This is a genomic window from Hymenobacter coalescens (assembly GCF_054783195.1).
Genome location: NZ_BAAGRA010000025.1, coordinates 63,761 through 84,581, shown reverse-complemented (window position 1 = coordinate 84,581; position 20,821 = coordinate 63,761). Strand labels below are relative to the sequence as shown.

General features: G+C 67.5%; 17 protein-coding genes. 9 read left to right on the top strand and 8 right to left on the bottom strand.

The genetic code is table 11. From position 1 onward, the window contains the following. Positions 1-200 precede the first annotated feature (200 nt). From ACYVKQ_RS21625 to ACYVKQ_RS21615, 3 genes are all read left to right on the top strand, one after another. Entirely contained in the window at positions 201-1,739 is a 1,539-nt protein-coding gene (locus tag ACYVKQ_RS21625) for a hypothetical protein (protein ID WP_460677451.1), read from the top strand. A gap of 33 nt (positions 1,740-1,772) precedes the next feature. Next, positions 1,773-2,570, top strand: a complete 798-nt coding sequence (locus ACYVKQ_RS21620; protein WP_460677450.1) for a peptidoglycan recognition protein family protein — start codon at positions 1,773-1,775, stop codon at positions 2,568-2,570. Between the two features lie 306 nt (positions 2,571-2,876). After that, positions 2,877-3,455 carry a hypothetical protein gene (locus tag ACYVKQ_RS21615; protein WP_460677449.1) on the top strand — a complete coding sequence of 193 codons (579 nt, stop codon included), beginning with the start codon at positions 2,877-2,879 and terminating at the stop codon, positions 3,453-3,455. Between the two features lie 21 nt (positions 3,456-3,476). Here the strand turns inward: ACYVKQ_RS21615 and ACYVKQ_RS21610 are convergent, their stop codons facing one another. Beyond that, the gene (locus ACYVKQ_RS21610) at positions 3,477-4,841 is read right to left on the bottom strand and encodes a YfcC family protein (protein ID WP_460677448.1); all 1,365 of its coding nucleotides are present in this window, start codon (positions 4,839-4,841) and stop codon (positions 3,477-3,479) included. Between the two features lie 143 nt (positions 4,842-4,984). On the opposite strand from ACYVKQ_RS21610, the gene ACYVKQ_RS21605 reads away from it, so the two are divergent. Both ACYVKQ_RS21605 and ACYVKQ_RS21600 read left to right on the top strand, forming a co-directional pair. After that, on the top strand, positions 4,985-5,230 hold the full coding sequence (locus ACYVKQ_RS21605) for a hypothetical protein (protein ID WP_460677447.1): 246 nt from the start codon (positions 4,985-4,987) through the stop codon (positions 5,228-5,230). 98 nt (positions 5,231-5,328) lie between these two features. Next, positions 5,329-5,919: a hypothetical protein gene (locus ACYVKQ_RS21600; RefSeq protein WP_460677446.1), complete on the top strand. Its 591-nt coding sequence runs from the start codon at positions 5,329-5,331 to the stop codon at positions 5,917-5,919. Positions 5,920-5,931: 12 nt separating this feature from the next. Here ACYVKQ_RS21600 and ACYVKQ_RS21595 read toward each other — a convergent pair whose 3' ends face one another. Then, on the bottom strand, positions 5,932-8,184 hold the full coding sequence (locus tag ACYVKQ_RS21595) for an efflux RND transporter permease subunit (RefSeq protein WP_460677445.1): 2,253 nt from the start codon (positions 8,182-8,184) through the stop codon (positions 5,932-5,934). A gap of 257 nt (positions 8,185-8,441) precedes the next feature. On the opposite strand from ACYVKQ_RS21595, the gene ACYVKQ_RS21590 reads away from it, so the two are divergent. From ACYVKQ_RS21590 to ACYVKQ_RS21580, 3 genes are all read left to right on the top strand, one after another. Beyond that, complete coding sequence (locus ACYVKQ_RS21590; protein ID WP_460677444.1) at positions 8,442-9,341, top strand: UbiA prenyltransferase family protein; 900 nt, start codon at positions 8,442-8,444, stop codon at positions 9,339-9,341. 73 nt (positions 9,342-9,414) lie between these two features. After that, complete coding sequence (locus tag ACYVKQ_RS21585; protein ID WP_460677443.1) at positions 9,415-12,048, top strand: PEP/pyruvate-binding domain-containing protein; 2,634 nt, start codon at positions 9,415-9,417, stop codon at positions 12,046-12,048. Positions 12,049-12,170: 122 nt separating this feature from the next. Next, positions 12,171-13,238: a hypothetical protein gene (locus tag ACYVKQ_RS21580; protein ID WP_460677442.1), complete on the top strand. Its 1,068-nt coding sequence runs from the start codon at positions 12,171-12,173 to the stop codon at positions 13,236-13,238. Between the two features lie 86 nt (positions 13,239-13,324). Here ACYVKQ_RS21580 and ACYVKQ_RS21575 read toward each other — a convergent pair whose 3' ends face one another. From ACYVKQ_RS21575 to ACYVKQ_RS21565, 3 genes are read right to left on the bottom strand one after another with little or no spacing between them, the layout of a single operon-like run. After that, entirely contained in the window at positions 13,325-14,524 is a 1,200-nt protein-coding gene (locus tag ACYVKQ_RS21575; RefSeq protein ID WP_460677441.1) for an aminoglycoside phosphotransferase family protein, read from the bottom strand. Continuing rightward, on the bottom strand, positions 14,517-15,662 hold the full coding sequence (locus ACYVKQ_RS21570; RefSeq protein ID WP_460677440.1) for a DUF3419 family protein: 1,146 nt from the start codon (positions 15,660-15,662) through the stop codon (positions 14,517-14,519). Before ACYVKQ_RS21570 ends, ACYVKQ_RS21575 begins: the two co-directional genes overlap by 8 nt. Positions 15,663-15,675: 13 nt before the next feature. Continuing rightward, positions 15,676-17,121 (bottom strand): AMP-binding protein, encoded by a 1,446-nt coding sequence (locus tag ACYVKQ_RS21565; protein ID WP_460677439.1) that lies wholly within the window; start codon positions 17,119-17,121, stop codon positions 15,676-15,678. 481 nt (positions 17,122-17,602) lie between these two features. Here ACYVKQ_RS21565 and ACYVKQ_RS21560 point away from each other — a divergent pair, with 481 nt between their 5' ends. Continuing rightward, positions 17,603-17,836 (top strand): hypothetical protein, encoded by a 234-nt coding sequence (locus ACYVKQ_RS21560; RefSeq protein WP_460677438.1) that lies wholly within the window; start codon positions 17,603-17,605, stop codon positions 17,834-17,836. 90 nt (positions 17,837-17,926) lie between these two features. Here the strand turns inward: ACYVKQ_RS21560 and ACYVKQ_RS21555 are convergent, their stop codons facing one another. The 3 genes from ACYVKQ_RS21555 to ACYVKQ_RS21545 all read right to left on the bottom strand — a co-directional run bounded on the left by ACYVKQ_RS21555 (position 17,927) and on the right by ACYVKQ_RS21545 (position 20,810). Then, positions 17,927-19,582, bottom strand: a complete 1,656-nt coding sequence (locus tag ACYVKQ_RS21555; RefSeq protein ID WP_460677437.1) for a M28 family peptidase — start codon at positions 19,580-19,582, stop codon at positions 17,927-17,929. A gap of 136 nt (positions 19,583-19,718) precedes the next feature. Continuing rightward, on the bottom strand, positions 19,719-20,330 hold the full coding sequence (locus ACYVKQ_RS21550) for a hypothetical protein (RefSeq protein ID WP_460677436.1): 612 nt from the start codon (positions 20,328-20,330) through the stop codon (positions 19,719-19,721). 120 nt (positions 20,331-20,450) lie between these two features. Then, on the bottom strand, positions 20,451-20,810 hold the full coding sequence (locus ACYVKQ_RS21545; protein ID WP_460677435.1) for a hypothetical protein: 360 nt from the start codon (positions 20,808-20,810) through the stop codon (positions 20,451-20,453). Positions 20,811-20,821 lie beyond the last annotated feature (11 nt).

Sequence of the window (20,821 nt, the reverse complement as noted above, 5' to 3'; positions counted from 1 at the left end):
AAGCGGTACTCCTGCTGCGCGCTAAGAAAAACGGTACCCTATCTATGATACTGTAGCAATGCCAACCTGGTTTTTTCAGGAGTTTATTTCGCGTGATTTGCAGGGTAAATCTGTTTTTTTGCGGGATTCGGCCGACGCGAAAACCTGGGCCAATACCTGGTTCGGTTGGTTTTTTATTCATCTTTTTTAACGTACAGCCGATGTTGGCTTTAGGTACCAATAGTTTCCGGCGACTGGGCTGGGCCCTGGGGTTGCTGCTGGCCCTGATGGGGGGCATGAAGCCGGTGCGGGCGCAGGGATTCCGCCCCGTGATTCGCAACATCCACGCGACGTCCGATGCCCGGCAGGACACGCTCTTCAAGCTGGGCAGCACCATCACGCTGGAAGTGGATGGATTGGGGCGCTGGCTGCACGACGAAGAAGCCGCCCTGCAGAAGCTGGGCCTGAGCGCGGAGCGCGCCCACGCCAAAGCCCGCCAGATGGTGCTGTACATCGACGATACCCCGCTGCGCAACATGCCCCCGCTGGCCGTGTACCTGGCCGGGACCAGCAGCAATGTCGCCGGCTCGCGCCACCGCGCCGCCACTTACCTGACCGACACCGACACGCTGTCCACCGTGGCCGCGCCCGATGCGGTGGGAGACACCGTCAGCGAGCAGGCCGTGCTTGGCGACCTGAACGCGGCTTACGACAAGGTGCTCTTCAAGCTGGACCGCACGCCGGCCAACCAACAGTTCTGGGACATCGTGTACGGCTCGCCCTGGAAGTTTACCCACCCCGGCAAGATTGGCCTGGGCTACGACGACCAGGTGTTTACCGAACTCTACCCAGGGCTGGAAAAGAACGTGCATTTTCAGCTGGTGCAGCCCAGTGCCCTTTGGGTCGCCGGCGTGGGCGTGCTGTTGCTGGCGCTGGGCATCATTGCGCTGTCGCACCGCTCGGCCCTGCTGCGCAGCGGCCCCGACGGGGACCTGGCCAGCGCGGGCGTACCGGCTTCCTCCCTGCAGCGGCCCTACAGCCTGGCCAAGGTGCAGCTGGCGTGGTGGACGTTTATCATCATGAGCTGCTACTTGGTCATTTACTGCGTGACGGGCGAAATGACGAATATTTCGGTGACCACGCTGTCGTTGCTCGGCATCAGCGCGGGCACGGCGGGCCTGAGCGGGCTGATCGGGGGCAGCACCGAGGTGGGCAAAACCTTGGGCGAAGGGCCCACCGTCAGCCAGGGCTGGATGACCGATATTCTGTCGGACCGCAACGGCGTGAGCATTCACCGCCTGCAGCAGGTGGTGGTGACGATTCTGCTGGGCTACTTTTTCGTGCGCACCGTGTACAAGACGGTGGCCCTGCCCGAGTGGGACAACAACGAGACGCTGCTGCTGGCCATCAGCAGCGCCACTTACCTGGGGCTGAAGCTGCAGGAAAACAAGCCCACCGACGCGGCCAGCGGTACGGCCGCAACCGCAGCCTCCGGCGTGCTGATGCCGGCTGGCACGCCTCCGGGCTACGCCGCGGCCCCGGCTGCCGTGGCTGCCGCGCCCAATGTGGCCCTGCTGACCGCCGCCGCGCCGTCCGTAGTCGCGCCGCCGGTAGCAGTGGTGCCACCGGCCGGCAGCGAGTCGGCTGCCGACCCGGTATCGGGAGCGGTGCTGCGCCGCGTGGAGGACGACATGGGCCCCGACTCGGCCGTGCCGACGCCCGAAGCAGCTACAACGGCTCCCGAACAGATTCCCGGCTGATTGCCCGCTTGCTGACCTAGCTGCCCTTCGACCATGCGCCAGTTTCCCGACCTCGAATACCCCATCACCCAGAGCTGGCTGACGCCGCACACCAAGCGCCGTTCCGGCCTGCCCGCCGCCGAAATCCGCTTTCTGGTGGCCCACGACACCGGCAACCGCGGCTCCACGGCCGCCGGCAACGTGAGCTACTACGAACACTCGCGCAACGAAATCAGCGCCTCCGCCCACTTGTTCGTCGACGACCGGCAGATTCTGGAGTGCGTGCCGGCCCTCACGGCCGCGCCCGAAAAAGCCTGGCACGTGCTCTACAGCACCACCGAGGACAACCGCCGCTACGGCGCCAATGCCAACGACGCGGCCATCGGGGTGGAGTACTGCTTCGGGCCGAACATCAACGCCGACGAGGCCTACCGCCGCTACGTGTGGGTGCTGGCTTACTGCTGCTGGAAGTTTAAGCTCGACCCGGCCCGCGCCATCGTGGGCCACTGCATCCTCGACCCGCACCGCAAGACCGACCCCAAGTCGGGGCTGGCCCAGAGCAACCGCAGCTACGAGCAGCTGCTGCGCGACGTGCCCGCCGTGTACGCCCGCTGCACCGGCCAGCCGCACCCCGCCGACTGGGCCACCGAGCCCGCCGCCGGTACCGTGCGCACCCGTTCCCGCGTCAACATCCGGCAGGGCGAGCCGTACCGGCGCGCCGCCGCCCGGCTGGTGCCCGCCGGGCACGAACTGGCTTATGTGGGCCGCGTGCAGGGCGAAAACGTGAACGAAAACGACCAGTGGTACGCCCTGCCCAACAACGAGTACTGCTGGAGCGGCGCCGTGTATTGAAGGTCGGCATGAGCTGCCGCGGCAAGGGGCGGCCGGTACACAGGATACCAGACTTTGTCGGCCGCCCAGTGCGCTGCTGTCGTGGTACTGGACGGTGTTGCGTTGGCGACGCTGTTGACTACGGGCGCTGATCCGCGCTTAGAAATACGGTAGTGCGCAGGCTGAAGTGTGGCCTTACGGGTTTTGTCGGACGTTGCTAAAGGTGTTACCGGCCAGTTAGTTGCGCGCGTGCGGCCACCCGTTTATGCGATTGACGCCGGGGTGGACATACGGTAAGTTTGGTAGCATCCAAAACCAACCGTAGCCATGAATCACCGCACGCTCGGTAGTATTGCCTTCATGCTCAGCCCCATGCTGGCGCTGATGCTCACGCTGTACCGCTGGCCCCCGTTCGATACGGGGCAACATGTGGCTGGCGATGCTGCTGGCTGGCTGTTTTTGGCGGGCTGGCTGTGCAGCGCCGTGGGCATGCGGCAGTTGCGGGTGCTGGGTCCGGGGCCGGTGGCCCGCGGCCTGTCGGCCTTGCAAATCACGCTGCTGGTGCTGGCTTCGCTGCAGCAAATCCTCGACGCTACGGTCGGGCGGCTGGATACCTGGTATTACTTCGTGTGCGACGTGGCCTGGCCCGCGAGCATGGCCATGATGCTGGTCACCGGCACGGTCATCTGGCGGGCCGGGGTATGGACGGGCTGGCGCCGCATGGTGCCCTTGCTGTGCGGCCTGGCGCTACCGGCTGCCATGCTGACCAAATTTCTGGTCGGGTATGGGGTAGCCGGCGTGGTTTTCGGCGGCTACAGCTGGGGGCTGTGGGCCTTGCTGGGGCTGGCCGTGCGCGCGGGCCAAGAAGCAGCCGGACGGCCCGCTTGGGCTTACGTTCGAAGCTAGCCGACGGGCATGCAACTCCGCCTACACGCCCACGGCAATGGCCACTACAATGGCCACCACGGCCAGGCCGAGCAACAATAGGTAGAGCGGGAATACAAACTTCCACCACTGATCAAAGCGCACCCCGCAGGCTGCCACGATGGCCATCAGCGCACCGTTCGTGGGGGTGATGATTTCGCAGAGGCCGGCCCCGTACTGAAAGGCCAGCACCGTGACCTGCCGCGAAAGACCCAGCAGATCGGACAGCGGCGTGAGGATGGGCATGGTGAGCACGGCCTGCCCGCTCACCGAGGGCACGGGCAGGTGCAGGGCCGTGTGCACGCCCAGCATGCCCAGCGCGGAGGCCGCCACAGGCAGGTGCGCCAGCGGCGCCGAGAGGCCGTGGACGATGGTATCGACGATCTGGCCCTGCTCCAGCACCACAAAAATGGCGCGGGCAAAGCCGATGAGCATCCCGGAAAAGGCTATGTCCTTGAAGCCGGCAATGAAGCCCTCGGCCGTACCCGTCGGCCCCAGGCCGCCTACCAGGCCGGCCGCCACGCCGAGGGCGAAGAACAGGGCCGCCATCTGGCTGAAATCCCAGCCCAGCTCCAGCACCCCGTAGGCGAAGAACGCGAAGGTGACCAGCAGCAGCAGCAGCACCAGCCCGTGGCGCCGGCCGCCAGCGGGCTCGGCCTCCGCCACGTCGAGCGGCGCCTCGTCGGCGGCGGACAGCGGCGCGGTGGCGCGGTGACGCAGGGCGTAGCGCAGCGTGCCCCCGATCCAGATCAGCAGGGCCAGGGCCAGAAACCCCAGGCGGAAGCCCAAGCCCGAGAGCAGCGGCAGGCCCGCCAGCTTCTGCGCAATGCCGACCTGAAAGGGGTTGATAGGGCTAAACGCGGCCCCCACGGCCGCCGAGCCAATGCTGACGGCCGCGGCGGTAAGTAGCGGGTAGCGCATGCGCCGCATGAGCACCAGCAGCACCGGCACCAGCGGCACAATTTCCTCCTGCATGTTTTCGAGCGCGCCCATGGTGGCAAACAGCAGCGCCACCACCGGAATGACCAGGGCTTCGCGGCCACTGAGCTTCTGCAGCAGCCAATCCACGCCGCGGCGCAGGGCTCCGGTCTGGTCCACCACGGTAAAGGCTCCGCCCGCTAGGAAGACGAGGAAAATCACGTCGGCCGCGTCCTGCAGGCCCCGCGGAATGGCCGTTAGCGCCCCCAGCGGCGACACCGGCGTGGGCGTCACGCGGTGGTAGGAGCCGGGCACGACGACCTCGCACTTGGTCGCCTCGTCCTGGCGCCGCTCGAAGCGGCCGGCGGGCAGCACGTAGCTCAGCGCTACGGCCAGCAGGATGAAACCAACCAAGAGCACCAAGGGGTGCGGAAAACGGAACGCGGGCATGGCGACGGAGGTAAATGGAGCGCCAAAGAACGAACTCTTGGGGCAGATGCCGCAGTTATAGGGCGCTGTTGGCGCGGGGTACGGCCACGCCGGATTCCGTGTATCTTGCCCCGCCGGCCGCGTTGTTGTTTCCTTGTGATGTCATGAAATTCGCCGTCTTCACCAAGCTTACGCTGGGCCAGCAGGCCGAAGTGCTGCGCTGCGCCGGCCACCACCTGGCCGACCGCGCCGAGCACGGCTGCCGCCTGCAGCTGTTCGCGCTGGAGGATTTTTACGCCGAGGTGTGGCGGCTGGTAGGCGAGGAGCGGGTGTTGTTCATCCACCTCTTCCAGAAGCCCGCCCTGCTGCAAGGCTGGCTCGACGCGGTGATACTGCCGGAGGAGCTGTAGCGCCCTATAGAAAAGCCGGGCGCCAGCGCTGACAATCCGTGGCGCCCGCGTAGCTTTGGTGGCAGTGGCCGCGGGTAATAGCGGCACTTTAGTTCGATATGCTTACTCGCGCAGGCGGCCTGCTGGCTGCCTCTATTCTGTCCGCCGTCGGGCTGCCTGCCGCCACGCCGCTGCCGGCGAATTTTCAGCAAGGCCTGACCGAGGCCCGCATGATGTATACTGCCCCGGCTGGCTGGAAAGCAGTACCCGTGCGCCCCAACGGTGACATGAACTACGAGTACGCCCTGAAGCACCCCACGCGCAAGTTCGAGGTGCGCTATGCCATCCGGCCGCTGGCCGGGCTGCTGCGCGAGTATCAAGCAGCGAAGCGGAAGGGCGAAATAGCGGTACACCCCAACAGCTTCCACGAAAGCCTGCTGCAGGTGACGCTGCTCAACATTTCGGGCGGACAGGACGCGCCGGTGCAGGAATTCGATGCCCGGGCCGTGCGCCAGGAATTCGGGGCCGATTGGGGCGCTACCAGCATGGTGACGCCCAGCCCAAGCTTTGCGCCCGGTTACAAGTACTGCATGGTGGTGGCCCTGCATAAGGCTAACCAAGCCGACGCTTATTACTTCTACTTGGCCGCCAACCAGGCCGATCTGGAACCAGGTATGCAGCCGGCGTTTCACTCCCTGCGCTTCCGCTAGAAAGCCCGTCGGTTACGTCGAGGCCGTTTCAGCAGAAACCGGTTCCCGGTCGAAGCGCTCCAGCACGAGCGGGAAAATGACGATTTCGCCGAACAGCGCGGCCGCCACGCTCACGGCCGTCAGCACCCCGAACAGCTGCACGGTTTTCAACGAGCCCAGCCCCATCACGGCGTAGCCCACAAACAGAATCAGGCTCGTCAGCACGATGGTGGGGCCCACGTGCGTGATGGTGGCCAGGCGGGCCGCGGCGGGGGAGTGGGTGCGCCGCGCCTCGCGGTAGTGGTGTATGTAATGCACCGTGTCGTCGACGCAAAGACCGAGTACGATGGCCGCGATGCTGGCCGTGGCCGTGTCGAGCCGGATGCCGCACCAGCCCATGACGCCCAGCAGCACCAGCACCGGGAAAAGATTCGGCAGCACCGTGAGCAGGGCCAGGCGCAGGCTGCGCACGTACAGCCACACCAGCCCAAACACCGTGACAATGGAAAGCAGCAGGCTTTGGGTCTGCGAGGTGGTCACGTAGCCCACGATGCGGGCATACATGGGCTGGTAGCCCGCTGGGCGCACCGTGGCCAGCGGCCCCAGCGTGCGTCGGGCCAGCCCGAGCAGCGTGTCGGTTTTGGCCGTGAGCTGCCGGGCCGAGAGCATGGTGCCCGACACGGTGATGCGCCCGGTGCCGCTGGGGCGGTGAATAAACTGCGCCGCCAGCTGCGGGTAATCGGCCGCGAGCCGCTCATCGACGGCGCGCAGCAGGCCCTGGCTGCCCAGCGCCGCTCGGCCCCGGCCCGGAAACTGCGTTTCCAGGCCCGCCTGGTACAGCGAATGAAAGCCGAACACCCGCCCCACGCCCGGCAGCCGGCGGGCCGAGTCGGCGAAGGTGGCCGTGGCCTGCACCACGGCCGCGTCGGCCAGGCGGTGGCCGGGCCGGGGTTCCACCAGCAGCTCCAGGGGCATGTAGGGCCCCCAGGTAGCCTCCATGCGCTGGTGGTCGTGCACCACGGGGTGGTCGGCGGGAAAGTAGCCTAGCGTGTAAGTATCGGCCCGCAGCCAGCCGATGCCCGCCGCCGCCAGCAGCACCAGCGCCGCCGAAAGGCCGGTATAGAATCCCTTGCGAGCCAGCAGATACGTGTAGAAGCGGGCCAGGGCGTTGCTGGTGGCGCGGGTGGCGCGGGGCGCCGGCCGCGCGAGGGGCAGGATGAGTACGCCGAGCACGAAGGTCAGCACCAGGCAGAGGGCAATACCCAGGGCGACGAACAGGCCGAAGTTGCGCAGGATGGCCATGGGGCTGGTCACCAGCGCCAGAAAGCCGGCCACGGTGGTGAGCATGGTGGCCAGGCAGGGCGAAAACGTGCGGCGCAGCGCCAGCAGCGCCGAGTCGCGGCGCGGGAGGCCGGGTTCGGCCAGCAGGTTCCGTTCGTTGATGACGTGCATCGCGTCCATGATGCCGAGCAGGATGAGCACCACCGGGAGCAGCACGGTCATCAGGTTCAGGCGGTGGCCCAGCAGGCCGTACACGCCCAGCGTGAGGTAAGTGGCCCCGCCCACGATGCCCAGCACGTATACCAGCAGCCACCCGTTGCGGTAGAGCAGCGCAAAGACGGTGAACATCAGCAGGTAGCCCAGCCCCAGAAAGAGCCCGAAATCATGCTGCGAGAGGGCGTTCAGCCCGGCGAAGATGACGCCCACGCCACCCAGGTAGGCCTGCGCCGGCGGAAAGTGCGCGTACACCGTGCGCTGCACCGCCGCCAGAATGTCACCCCGGCGCGCGTCAAAGTCGGGCAGCTGCCGCAGGGCCACCACGAAGCGGGCCGTGCGGTAATCGGGCGAAAACAACTGCTCCTGCAGCAGCGAGTGGCGGCCTAAGTGGGCGCGCACCGTGGCCGCCGTGCTGCCCGCCGTGAGCAACGGCTGCGGACCGCCCCCGCCCAGGGCCGCTTTGGCGGGCACCGTGGCGTTGCCGGGGCCCACCACGGTTGCCACGGCCGGCAGCGCCTCCAGCGCCCGGCTCAAAGCCGAAAACTTCGCGAAATACTCCGGCGTGAGCAGCGTCTGCTCATCGCGTACGACCACAATCACCACTTCGTCGTTGCCGAAGCGCTGTTGAAAGTCGAGGTAGGCGCGCAGGGCCGGGTCGTCCTGCAGAAACCAGGCTTCCAGGCTGTTGTCGACCTGCACGGCGGCCTGCACGCCGGGCCACAGCAGCCCCGCGGCCAGCAGCAGCACGGCCAGCAGCCCGAAGCGCCAGCGGTGTAATAACTCGATCATGCGGCAAAGTAGCGCGCCGGTCCCGGCATGCAAGCGGCGGTAGTGGACTCAAGTAAGGTGGGTTAAAGTCAGGCCACGATGCGGTTGCAGGGCTCTTGTCGGCTCAGCTAAGGGGTGTTAAACGGCAGACCGGAGCTCCGTGCGCCACACAGAAGCCGTTCCGTCGCGCCTCCGCCGGTCGCCGGGGCATCGGTGAAAAGTCTGATCCAAAGCGGGATTATGCGCGAGATGGGGCTGCCAACGGCTAATTTGCCGGCATGAATAGTCGAGCGTTGTGGGCCTACCTGCAGGAGCGGTTTCCGCCCGTGAACATGGCCCTGTTTGCCATCCTGTTTCTGACGGTGTACGCCGTGGCGCGGGCCACCCAGCCGGCCGCGGCTGCCCTGAGCTTCGGGCCGCGCGAGGCCGCGGGCATCCTGGCCACCATATCCTTCTTCTTCCGGCTGCGGGTGTTCGATGAAATCAAGGATTACGCCTCCGATCTGGTCCATTTTCCCCAGCGCGTGCTCCAGTCGGGGCGCGTGACGCTCGGGCAGCTGCAGCGGCTGGCTTGGACGGGGCTGGTGGTGGAAGCCGCCTGGTCGCTGTGGCTGGGGCCGGCCACGCTGCTGGCCTGGGCCGCGGTGGTGGGCTACAGCCTGCTGATGCGCTACGAGTTTTTCGTGCCCGGGTGGCTCCGGCCGCGGCTGGTGCTCTACGCCCTCTCGCACCTGCTCATCATGCCGCTGATCATCACCTGGCTGTGGACGGCCTACGCAGCCCGGCCGCAGTTCTCCGAGCCGTTGCTGCTGCTGGCGCTGCTCAGTCTGCTGGGCGGTCTGGCCTTCGAAATTGCCCGCAAAATCAAGCCGGCCACCGAGGAGCGGCCCGGCGTCGATTCGTACTCGCGCACCCTGGGCTACGCCGGGGCCATAGCGGCGGTGCTGCTGGTGCTGCTGGCCGGCACCGTGGTGCAGGGCTACCTGCTGCGGCTGCTGCACGCCCGCGCCTGGCCGTTCGGGCTGATGGCGGCCCTGTTCGGGGCCACGCTGCTGGCCTACGGGTTCAGCCTGCGCCAGCCGCGCGCCAAAACCCTAAAGGTGGCCGAGCTGCTCGTGTCGCTGTTCATGCTTACCAGCTACGTGGCCATCATCGTGGAAATCGTGTGGGCGGCGTAGCCGAAGCCCCGCGCCACCCCGTCCCAACCAACTTCAGCCCCGACCGGGACGCCACCTGGCGTCTTTACCCTGCATGATCTTATCTTCCCTGAAGCGCCCGGCCGGGCAACTCTCCGTCGGCGGCAAAGCCCAGGGCCTGCTGCGCCTGCAGGCGGCTGGGGTGCGCGTACCCGATTTTGTGGTCATCCCGGCCGAAGAGTTTGATGCGCTGCTGGCCCCGCTGCCCGCCGACGCAGCCGCGGCGCCCCGGCGCCGCGAGCAGCTGCTGACGTTTCAGCTGCCGGCTGCGCTGCAGGCCGAGCTGACCGCCACGCTCGCCCGCTGGGACTTTCCGCAGCAGCCGGTGGTGGTGCGCTCCTCCGTGGCCGACGAGGACGGGCAGCACGCCGCCTTCGCGGGCCTGATGGACTCTTTTCTGAACCTGACCACGCCGGCCGCCGTGGCCGCGGCTGTGGCTCGTTGCGCGGCCAGCGCCTATTCCGAGCGGGCCCTGGCGTACCGGCAGCAGAAAGGGCTGCCGCTGGCCGCGCGCCCAGCCGTCATCGTGCAGCGCCAGGTGGCGCCGGTGGCCAGCGGCGTGATGTTCACCACGTTTCCCGAGTACCCGCAGGAGCTGGCCGTGCACGCCGTGTGGGGCTTTGGCGAGGGGCTGGTGAGCGGGCAGCTGCAGCCCGATGAGTTTTACTGCAGCAAAGCTACCGGGCTGGTACACCGCCACACCCTGGCCACGAAAGATCAGCAGCTGCTGGCCCTGCCCACCGGAGGACTGGAAATGCAGCCCGTGGCGGAGGCCCAGCAAAACCAGCCCTGCCTGAGTCCGGAGCACCTCGCCGAGCTGTTTGGCACCGGCCAGCGCCTGGAGCAGGCCTTTGCGGGGCCGCAGGACGTGGAGTTCGTGGTGGCCGCCGCCGGCGGGCTGTGGGTGGTGCAGGCGCGGCCCATCACCCAGCCCATTCCGGAGGTGGTGGTCTACGACAATTCCAACATCCAGGAAAGCTACTGCGGGGTAACCACGCCGCTGACCTTCAGTTTTGCCCGGCGCGCCTACGCCACCGTGTACCGCCAGACCATGCACGCGCTGGGCCTGCCCGGCCGGCAGATTGCCGCCCAGGAACCGGTGGTAACCAACCTGCTCGGGCTGGTGCAGGGGCGCGTGTATTACCACATCAACAATTGGTACCGCGGCCTGCAGCTGCTGCCCGCGTTTCGGCAGAACAAGGACGACATGGAACGCATGATGGGCCTGGAGGAGCCTGTCGACTTCGTGCAGACCCAGGAAAAGTCGCTGGCGGCCAAGCTCCGGCTGGCCCCGCGCCTGCTGCTGAACCTGAGTCGCCTGCTGGCCGCTTTTGCCCGCCTCGACGGCTCCGTGCGCGCCTTTCACGCCCGCTTTGCCGAGCACTACCGCCGCTTCTACGCCCGCCCGCTGGCGGAACTGAGCACGGCCGGGCTGCTGGCCGAAAAGCACCGCCTCGACGCCGAGCTGCTGAGCCAGTGGACCACGCCCATCATCAACGATTTCTACGTGATGATGACCAACGGCCGCGCCCTGCGCCTGCTGCGGCAGCTCGGCGCCCCCGAGCCCGAGGAGCTGCTGCGCCGCTACCTGGCCGGCGACCAGGACCTGGCCAGCACCCAGCCCACCCGCCGCCTGCTGGCCCTGGCCGAGCAGGTGCGGCCCCAGGAGCCCTTGCGCCAGCTCATCGTGGCCTTTCCCGAGGACTTGCCCGCTCGGGTCGCGGCGCAGTACCCGGCGTTTGCGCTGGAGGTGGCCGCGTTCATCGCCCAGTTCGGCGACCGGACCGTGGGGGAGCTGAAGCTCGAAACGCAGACCATGCGCACCCGGCCGCAGATTTTTTACCAGTACCTGCGCAATTACCTGATGGGGCCCGCGCCGGCTACCTTCGGTACGCACGCGGCCGGGCAGGCTGTGCTCAGCGGCGCCGAGGCCGAAGTGGCGGCGCTGTTGCGCGGCCACGGCCCCTGGCGCCGCCGCCGGCTGCAGCGGCGGCTGCAGCAGCTGCAGCGCGCCATCGGCCACCGCGAGTCGTTGCGGCTGGAGCGCACGCGGCTGTTCGGCATGTACCGGGCGCTGTACCTGGCGCTGGGCGAGCGGCTGGCCGCGGCCGGGCTGCTGGCCGAAGGGCGCGGCGTGTTTTACCTGACGGAAACCGAAATCGAATCGGCCGCCGGGTCGCTGGCCGCCCAAGAAGCTGGCCCGGCCGACGCGGCCGCGGTTCCGGTGGCCGGCGCTACGGGCGCCTCGCCGCTGCAGCAGCTGGTGGCCGAGCGGCAGCAGGAGTTTGCCCGCTACGCCCGGCAGCACGTGCCGAGCCGCGTAACGGTGCCGGCGCCGCCCGTGGCGCTAGCGGCCGAGGAAGAGTTGACGGACGGCACCCTGCGCGGTACTGGCTGCTACCCCGGACAGGTGAGCGGCGAAATCATCGTGGTGACCAGCCCGGAGGACAATCTGGCCGTAGCGGGCAAAATCGTGTGCGCGCTGCGGACCGATCCGGGCTGGGCGGCGCTGTTTCCGGTGTGCCGCGGCGTCATCATCGAGAAAGGCTCGTCGCTGTCGCACTCCGTCATCCTGCTGCGCGAGCTGGGCATTCCCACCATCATCAACGTGCCCAGCCTCACGCGCCGCCTGAGCAGCGGCCAGCAGGTGCGCATGGACGGCGGCACCGGCGAAATCGAGCAACTGTAGCCCCGCGCGGTGTCGGGCACGACCGCCGCCCGGTCCCGCTTCCGTCGGTTAATGTTTGCCCCAACTCAGCCCGCGTTACGAAACATCGATCGGGCATCCTCCGGCGTAGTTTTTTCTTTGTTATGAACTCCCTGATCCGCCTGCCCTACGAAGGCCAACTACCCGAGTCGTTTTGGGCTATTCCGGCCCGCGTGTACGCCGACCAGCCGTTCCGCCCCGCCGAAAACCGGGCGCTGACCGAGGAGCTGTTTGCGCAGGAAGCCACCCGCAATGAGCTGGTGGTCTATACCGACCACGCCACGCTGCGGCTGGTCGGTATCTTTCCGCACGATTCCGAGGAGGCGTTTTTTGGTTTCTGGGAAACGCTGGACGATGCCGCGCTCCACCAGCAGGCCTTTGCGGCGCTGGCAGCCGATGCCCGCCAATGGGGCCGGCGGCGCCTCGTTGGGCCGCTGAACTTCAACACGTTTCACGCCTACCGCCTGCGCTTGCCGCCCGCGCCGCAGTGGGGACAGTTCGACCGGGAGCCCGTCAACCCGGCGTATTACCCGGCCCTGCTCACCGGCCTGGGCCTGGCGCCCGTCAGCACGTTCGAGAGCCGGCGCATCCGCCCCGACGACGTGCCCGCCGTGTTTGCCGACAAGGAAATGTTGCTGCGGGAGCTGGAAAAGATTCCCTTCGACTTTATCCCGCTCAACGGCGACACCTGGGAGCAGCACGAACCGGAAATATTCGACCTGGTTCACGCCATTTTCGGCGCCAATCCCGGCTACCGGCCCGTGTCGCCGGCGCAATTCCGGCTGCTCTACAACCGGGCGTACGCTGAGCGGCTGTGCCCCTACACCTCCGTGCTGTTCCGCGACCGGGAAACCCGGCAGCTGGCGGCGCTCAGCTTCTGCCACCCCAACTACAGCGAGCTGCAGCTACCCGAAGGCCAGACGCCGGTGTTTGAGCGGGACTTCCCCCGGCTGACGCGCCGGCAGCTGCTGGCCAAAACCGTGGGGGTGCACCCCGACTACCGCCAGCGCGGGCTCATGTCGTACATGGGTGCCTACGGCATGGTGCACTTCCGGGAGCGGTACGAAGACGTCATCTTCTGCCTGATGCGCACCGGCAACTTTTCCCTGCACTTCACCGACGGGCTGCCCGCCGAAACGGCCCACTACGCCTTATTCGGGCAGGAATTGTAAAAGCCCGGCGGGCCCACGGCACCGAATCCGTGGGCCCGCCGGGCGGCAGCAGGGGCGGGCTAATCACAGCGCCCGCGGCCGTTTCACTACGCGTACGCCACCACCTGCCGCAGCGGCTGCAGCTGCGCCAGCGTATCGAAGAAGCTGTTGACAACCCGCGGCAGGTAGGGGTAGGGGCCCACGGTATGCGCCATCAGGTACATGCCGAGGCGGTGCAGGCCGAAATCCAGCGCGGCCAGGCCGGCCACGCGCTGAAACCCTTCGGCGTCGGCGAAGCGGCCGGTGCGGGCGTGCAGCTGCTGGCGGTAATACTCCAGATACGCCGGGCGCAGGTGGTAGCGGTCGGCGTCGAGCACGAAGCTGAGCAGCTCGATGACGTCGTACTGCGGCACGTGGTACGTGGCCAGCTCCCAGTCGTAGGCGCACAGCTCCAGGCGGCCGTCGGCAGTGCGCCGGAAGCAGGTGTTGCGCGGGTTCAGGTCGTTGTGAATAAGGGTCTTGGGGGCCGCACTCAGCTCTTGCCAGTACTCCGGAAGCAGGCGAACGGCCTCGGCGAGCTGCTGGGTGCGCGCTTCGTCGTAGAGGCCGGGGTGGTGCGCGGCGGCGTTGCTGAGCAAGGCCTGCCAGAGGGGGGTGAGCTGCTGCATGTAGGCCTCGGAAGGCAGGTCGGGCCAGGCCGGAATGCGGTCGGTGGCATTGGCGGGCACCAGGTGCCGGGCATGCCACTCGGCCAGCTGGTCGAGCGCGGCGCGCAGGTGGGCATCGGTCCAGGCCTCGGGCTGCATCACGGAGTTCAGCAGTTCTACCTCGTCGCCGAGGTACTCCATCAGAATGGCGTACACTTCCTCGTGGTCGTCGTCTTGGTGCAGGCCCCAGATGCGCGGCATCAGCGGCGCCGCGTGGTGGGCGTACAGCGCCAGCTCGCGGTGGTGGGTGTGCTGAAAGCCGCTGCGCGCCCCGAAGGCCGGGTACACCTGGGCCAGCTCGCCCCCGCAGGCCTGCGCCAGCCCCATCAGCATGCCCGATACTTCGTGGCCGGGAGGCTTGAGCTTGAGCACCATGCGCTCAGTGCGCGCCGGCTCCCCGTCGGCCTCAAAGGTGACGGCCAGGCCGAAATGCCCCACCGGGCGCTTGGTCTGGCCGGCGGTGAGCACGGCCAGAATGCTGGCGGAGCTGTCCACGGCCAGGGGTTGCACGTCGAGCACGCGCAATTGGCGCTGGGGGGCGTGGGCGCGCATCAGGCTTTCCACGAACAGGCGCGAGCAGTAGTAGTCGGGGCTATGCATAGGCGGGGGAAACGGGCAAAAGACCACGGGAAGAAGCAGGAAGGCGGCGCGTATCGAGCACGCGCACGTCGCGGAAGTAAAAGCAGCCGCCGGGAGGCTGGGCCAGCGGCGGGGTAAGGGCCGAAGCGTGGGGAGCCGCTGCGGTCGGCTCGGCGCCCTGCGCCTGGAGCAGATTCCAGTACACCGCCCGCAGCGGGTGCGTCCCGGCCCGGGCCAGCAAGGCCGCGCGCACCCGGCCAAACTCGGCGGGGCTCACGTACTCGAAGATGTTGGAAAGGCTGGCCTTGGTGATGCGCCGGCCGGCCTCCGAGAGCAGGTACTCCGCGGCTTCGGCCTGCACCACCGTGAGGCGGCCCAGGCGCCCGCGCAGCCGCGTGAAGTGGCGCGCCTGGTAGCAGGGCGGCAGAATGGCTTCGGGCAGGCCTTCGGGGCCGAAAAAGAAAAAGCGGAAGAAGAAGTTGTCGCGCACCAGCTCGGTGGCCAGCTGCTGCTCCAGGCGCTGGTAAAAGGCTTGCCCGCCCGATTCGGCGGCGTACTTGAACAGCTTCGGGTCGCGCCCGCGGCTCAGGTTGGCCTCGTCGAAGTAGCGCACAAACTGCGTTTCGAAGGCCGTGCCGTGCAGCTGCTCCCGAAACCAGCGGTACTGCTCCGCCACCGTGTCGAAGGCGACGAGCCGGTGCAGACGCTGCTGCAGCTCCGGGCTCAACGTGGGCACAAAGCCCAGCAAGTAGCTCTCCAGCTTGCCCGCCGGCAGAATCCCGCTCGGATGGCTTTCGAAGAACGGCGCCCAGTAGGCGCGCAGCTCGGTGGGCAACGTGGGCTCCAGCTGCTGCCAGGTAGGCAGCACGGCCGCCGCGCCGTCGAGACCGAGCAGGGCGCGCAGCACGCGGTGCTCGTGGTGCAGGATGAGGTAGCGCTTCAGCTCCAGCAGGTGCAGCTGTACCGGGTTCAGGTCGATGGCCGTCACGCGCCGCGCGCCGAGCAGCAGGGCGTTGAGCGCGTTGCAGCCGGCCGAGCAGATGATCAGGGCTTCGTCGGTGGGCTGGATATCCAGGGCCGCGGCCAGCGTGTGGCTGCTTTCCCACACCAGCGAGTAGCGCAGGCGGTCCAGGTCGACGTTGTAGAATTCGGAATGCATCGGTGTGTGGCGCTTAACGCAAGTGGTCGTAGAGGATCTTGGAGAGGTGGCGGCTATCCACGGGCAGATGCTCGCGCTGTTCAATCCGGTTGCACACGCCCAGCGGAAATTGCGTGTGCAGGGCTTCGGCCACGGCCGCCGGGCTCACTGGCCCCTGCACGTACACGGTGAAGCCCGTGGGCGTGGCCCGGGCGGCGGCGCGCGTCACGCCCGGCAGGTGCTGCAGCACGTGCTCCAGCTGGTAATGCTGCACGCCGTGTTGGGTGGCCGCGTTGCCCTGACGGGCGGTCAGCCACAGCTGCTGGTGCTCGTCGAAGTAGCCGAAGTCGCCGGTATGGAGCCAGCCGCCCGGCTCCGCCGCCACGTGGGCACCGCGCACGGTGATTTCGCCGGTGGCGAAGTGGCGGCCGTCGGGCAGCTGCACCGCGCCGCCGTCGGCGCGCAGCCGGCAGTGCAGCCCGGCTACCACCGGCCCCACGCAGTAACCCAGGCGCGGGTCGTGGGGCTGCCGGGCGTCGAAGCGGCGCACGGCAATGGGCTCGGCTTCCGACGAGCCGTAGATGCCGTAAATGGCCGCCTGCGGAAAGCACGCCTGCAAACCGCTCAGCAGCAGCTCGGGCACAGGCGAGCCGCCCACGCCCACGGCCCTCACCGCCGGCAGCGTCGTGGGGTGCCGCTGCAGGTGGCGCCAGAGGCGTGTGAAGTAGAATACATTGCCGGTCAGCGTCTCTACGCCGGCAGCCTGCAGCTGGTGCACCACGCGGGCCGGGTCGAAGTCGGCGAGCTGGCCCCAGGGTACATCGGGCAGCACGCTGACGGCGCCGATGGAAAGGTTGTGCAGCAGGATGTTGGGAAACAGCGGGAAGTCGCGCTGCCCCGTCCAGGGTGGAAACACCTGCTTGAGCACCTCGTGCTGGGCCGTGAGCACGGCGTGGCTGCGGCGAATGGCCTTGGCCTGGCCCGTGGAGCCGGAGCTGTGCGACACCAGCGCCGGCTGCCCGGCCGGCACGGCGCGCGGCGTTTGTGGTACGCCCGAAGCGGTCGGGGCCGGAGCACCTAGCAAGCATAGTCCTACGGCGCGGGTTAGCCAGCCGTAGCGCCGTGCCGCCGAAGCGGGCACCAGCGCCGCCCGAATGCCACCGCGCCGCAGCAAGCGCATAAGGCCGGACGTTGAAACCCCGGCCGGCGGCAGCACCGGCACCGCCCCCAGGCCCATCACGGCCAGCAGGCCGCAGATCAGCTCCGGGCCCACCGGCAGCGCCAGCACCACCGACTCACCGGCTTGCACCCCGCGCGCCAGCAGCAGTTGCTGAAACGCCCCGATGCGGCCGGCCAGAGCCTGCCCCGTGAAGGTGGCCGCGGCGTCCGAATGCTGTGCCCCCGGCCACACCAGCAACACCTGGTCCGCCTCGCGGTGCAGGGTTTGGTGGATGTGGTGGTAGAAGTTGGGGGTGCTCATGGCCGGCGACGAAATCGATAACCAAAGCTGCTGAATTCAGCCTGAAATTACATTGCTAATCGTGCCTGACGTCTGACTTTTCACACCTGGGTGAGCATCATCATTGGAAAGCATCGGCTGGAAGAGGACAAGGGGGCTGAAATGGCTTTTTGCCAGCTTATTACTGTAAAATGGGCATTGTCGCCAACCTAAACATGCGGGTGAATGGGATGCAGACTTTTGTGAGGATATGACTTTTCATTTCAGCCACCGTGGACTCAAGCGAGGCTAAATTCACCCGAATATGTGAGGCCGGCTTGGGCCCCGTACCTGCCTTGAACCACCCCGGCGGACCAGGGGCCGGGGGGGCGATTCGGCCGGGACGCATGACCACCGGCAACAGCGGAGCTTTACGCGGATACCGAGCTGCTGCCGGCCTGAGCCACCTGCACGTCAGCGACCAGGCCCAGACCGACCCAGCAACCCGCAGGAGCACATTGCCATGACGTTTCGCCAGCCCGTCACCGGCGGCCTGCTGCTCGACGCCAGGATCGGGCCCGTCGGCAATGACCACCCGCTGTACCCGGCCACGGAAACGCTGCACCTGCGGGCCGGGCTGCGCGCCGCCACGGCCCGCCACGACGCGCAGCTGCGCGGTACCATCGGCTACGTGGAGGCTGGCATCAGCCTGAACACCCACAAGGCGCGGCACCGGCAGCGCTACGTAGTGGAGTAGCGCTGCCGGCTTAACAACGCAGAAGGCCTCGGGCACTGTGCCCGAGGCCTTCGCCATGGTGGTTATTTGCCGGGGGCGCTGCCGCGCGGCTCAGCGTTTGCCGCCAAACCGGCCACCGAAAAAGTCGCCCTTATTCCAGGTGGGACGCTGCGGGTCGTTGGCCACCTGGTAGCCGATGAGGAAGTTCAGCTGCACGTACTTTTTGCCGGCCTCAAAGTCGAACAGGCCGTTGAGGTCGTCCTGCGGCTTGTGGTAGGTTTCGGCCCGCCACTTCTGCACCAGCTCGCTCAAGTTGTTTTTGCCGTCCTTGGTCTTGTTGCCGTATTTGATGTGCAGCGCCGGAATGCCCTGCATCACGAAGCTGTACTGATCGGAGCGAATGAAGCGGTTCTGCTCGGGCTCCGGGTCTTCTTCCACCGTCAGATCGAGGTAGGCGGCGGCGCGCTTCACCGGCCCGCTCAGCGAGGAGTGCTGCGCCCCGAGCGGCACCACCGAGAGCAGCGGGGCAATGATGGTGGGCATGTCCGTGTTCACGTCGGCCACAATCCTCTCCTTCGGCACCGTGGGGTGCGAGGCAAAGTACGCCGAGCCGAGCAGGCCCAGCTCTTCGCCGGTCTGGAGCACCAGCAGGATGGAGCGCTTGGGCTTCTGCTTCAGCTGCGAGTACAGGCGGGCAATTTCCAGCACCGACGCTACTCCCGAGGCGTTGTCGTGGGCGCCGTTGTAGATCGAGTCGCCCTTGACGGCCGCCGCCACGCCGAGGTGGTCGAGGTGGGCCGAGTGCACCACGTATTCCTTGCTGAGCCGCTCATCGGAGCCCGTAATCTGCCCCACCACGTTGTAGGAGTCGAAATCCTGGTACGTGGTGCCGAAGGTGGCGCGCACGTGGGTGCGCAGGGCTACCGGAGCCGGCTGGCCCGCCCGCAGCGCAGCCATGGTACGGCCGGTGTCGGCCGCTGCCGCGGCGAAGAAGCGTTGCATGGTAGCCGCATTCACGGCCGCCAGCAGGCGCAGGCCGGTGCCGGGGGCGTAGGTGCGCGAAGCGGCCACTCGGGCATTGGCCCCCAGCACGCTGTAAGCGCCGCGCCGCAGGTTGGGCAGCGCGGCTTTGGGGTTGGGATTGGCCACTATCACGCCCAGGGCGCCGTGGCGGGCCGCGTTCTGCATCACCATCAGCAGGTCCTGGCTGGCAGCGGCCACGGTAGACGGAAACGCTTTGGGCGCGCCGCGCACCACCACCACGAACTTGCCGTTGGCATCGACGCCCTTGTAGTCGTCGTAATTCAGCTCCGGGGCGGTGATGCCGTAGCCGGCAAACACCAGCGGGGCTTCTTCCTGTACGGCGGGCGCCTCCGGGTTGGGGTAGAACACGTAATCCTGCCCCGCCACCAGCGGCGTGGGCACGGCCTTTTCCTCGCGCACCACCAGCAGCGGGTCGGCCTTCACGGTGGCGCGGCGCAGGCGTACCTGCTGCACGAAGGTGCCGCCGTCGCCGGCGGGCTGCACGCCGAAGGACTTCAGCTGCTGCGTGACGTAGTCGACGGCCATCTGGTAGCCGGGGGTGCCGGGCTGCCGGCCGCGCAGCTTGTCGTCGGCCAGGTACTGAATGTGGGCTTTGATAGCGTCGGGCTTCACCTTCTTCAGGGCCGAAGCCACGGGCTTATCGACGGAGAGAGACTGGGCCGCTAGGGCCAGGGGCAGGCACAGGCTGCTGAGCAGCACCGGCCAGAAACGGGAGGGCATCATAGGCAACACAACGAAAGGACAAACATACGGCGCGCGGCGAGCGAGGGTGGCACAGCCCCGCCCGGTGGCCACCGAAATGGTCCGTTTTCGACTTGCAACTGCCCGCTTTGCGGCGCCTGAAGCCGCTTCGGCCCGGCTACTGCGTCCGCACCACCGCCAGCAACTCCTGCTGCTGCTGCATGATCTGCAGATCGAACTGCGTCAGGTCGAAGGGCTCCGCGTCGTAGTTTTTGGGCAGGTCCAGGTCGTCGACTTCTGCCTCCAGGTCGGTTTCGTAGTGGTTGGAGCGCAGCCGCACGCTGTTGCCGTTGACCTCCACCACCTTCAGCAGGGTGTAGTAGCCCGGCTCCTCGGCCCGGATGTAGTACACGTCGCCGACGTGGGGGTGGGCCAGCCGCTGCTCGTCGCGGTGATGTTGCCAGGCGTCGACGGCCGGGCTGCCCAGCGCGGCCAGGCCCAGCAGCAGCAGCCCCGCGAAGTGCCACAGCGGGGCGTGGGTGCGGGCCTTCAGCGCGCTGAAATGCGGCTGCAGCGGCTCGGGCAGCTCATCGTGGCGCAGGGCGCAGCGGCAGCGCCCGCACTGCACGCCGCCCGTTTTGCCGATGCCAAACAGCGGTATCCAGTACACGTGGGCGTAGCGCCCAAACACGCTCATGCGCAGCGACTCCGGCGTACCGCAGGCCGGGCAGCAGGCCGCGGGCACGGGGCCGGAGCGCAGGTGAGTGGAGTTGTGGCCGTAGATGATCATGGCAGCATTCTGCTAAGCAAGCCGCGCGGGCCGGGTCCGCAGGTCGGGCGCACCGCAAAGTAAGAAGCGCGGGGCAGTTGGTCGTCCATTTCGCCGATTTTCAACGCATTGGCCGCCACCTCAGGCGGCCGGGGCTACCCGCTCCAGCGACTGCAGCAGCAGTTCGATGCGCTGGGCGTGCACGTCCACCTGGTCGAGGCCGGTGCGGGCCTCCTCGATCTGGCCCCGGCGGTACTGCGTCACCAGGGCCTGACCGGCGTCGAGCATGCGCTGCAGGGCCCGCTCCAGCTCGTAAACTTCGGGGCGGCTACCGTACTGGGGCTTAATTACCTCGTTGAGCCACTGGCCCATGGGGTTGTCGCGAAGTGAAAACAAGGAATCGTCGGCCTCGCGCACGCCGTAGAGCACGCTGCGCAGCCGGGACTTGAAGAGCACCTGCTTGATCCTGGCTTGCTGAAAATCCAGGTTGGTGAGGTTCATGGCGAAGGGGA

Bases quoted from the DNA above. Each gene is read 5' to 3' on its own strand.
- ACYVKQ_RS21575 (WP_460677441.1), bottom strand. From the start codon at position 14,524: ATGCATAGCCCCGACTACTACTGCTCGCGCCTGTTCGTGGAAAGCCTG.
- ACYVKQ_RS21585 (WP_460677443.1), top strand. From the start codon at position 9,415: ATGATCTTATCTTCCCTGAAGCGCCCGGCCGGGCAACTCTCCGTCGGC.
- ACYVKQ_RS21595 (WP_460677445.1), bottom strand. From the start codon at position 8,184: ATGATCGAGTTATTACACCGCTGGCGCTTCGGGCTGCTGGCCGTGCTG.
- ACYVKQ_RS21545 (WP_460677435.1), bottom strand. From the start codon at position 20,810: ATGAACCTCACCAACCTGGATTTTCAGCAAGCCAGGATCAAGCAGGTG.
- ACYVKQ_RS21620 (WP_460677450.1), top strand. From the start codon at position 1,773: ATGCGCCAGTTTCCCGACCTCGAATACCCCATCACCCAGAGCTGGCTG.
- ACYVKQ_RS21570 (WP_460677440.1), bottom strand. From the start codon at position 15,662: ATGCATTCCGAATTCTACAACGTCGACCTGGACCGCCTGCGCTACTCG.
- ACYVKQ_RS21625 (WP_460677451.1), top strand. From the start codon at position 201: ATGTTGGCTTTAGGTACCAATAGTTTCCGGCGACTGGGCTGGGCCCTG.
- ACYVKQ_RS21590 (WP_460677444.1), top strand. From the start codon at position 8,442: ATGAATAGTCGAGCGTTGTGGGCCTACCTGCAGGAGCGGTTTCCGCCC.
- ACYVKQ_RS21555 (WP_460677437.1), bottom strand. From the start codon at position 19,582: ATGATGCCCTCCCGTTTCTGGCCGGTGCTGCTCAGCAGCCTGTGCCTG.
- ACYVKQ_RS21560 (WP_460677438.1), top strand. From the start codon at position 17,603: ATGACGTTTCGCCAGCCCGTCACCGGCGGCCTGCTGCTCGACGCCAGG.
- ACYVKQ_RS21610 (WP_460677448.1), bottom strand. From the start codon at position 4,841: ATGCCCGCGTTCCGTTTTCCGCACCCCTTGGTGCTCTTGGTTGGTTTC.
- ACYVKQ_RS21605 (WP_460677447.1), top strand. From the start codon at position 4,985: ATGAAATTCGCCGTCTTCACCAAGCTTACGCTGGGCCAGCAGGCCGAA.
- ACYVKQ_RS21600 (WP_460677446.1), top strand. From the start codon at position 5,329: ATGCTTACTCGCGCAGGCGGCCTGCTGGCTGCCTCTATTCTGTCCGCC.
- ACYVKQ_RS21580 (WP_460677442.1), top strand. From the start codon at position 12,171: ATGAACTCCCTGATCCGCCTGCCCTACGAAGGCCAACTACCCGAGTCG.
- ACYVKQ_RS21615 (WP_460677449.1), top strand. From the start codon at position 2,877: ATGAATCACCGCACGCTCGGTAGTATTGCCTTCATGCTCAGCCCCATG.
- ACYVKQ_RS21550 (WP_460677436.1), bottom strand. From the start codon at position 20,330: ATGATCATCTACGGCCACAACTCCACTCACCTGCGCTCCGGCCCCGTG.
- ACYVKQ_RS21565 (WP_460677439.1), bottom strand. From the start codon at position 17,121: ATGAGCACCCCCAACTTCTACCACCACATCCACCAAACCCTGCACCGC.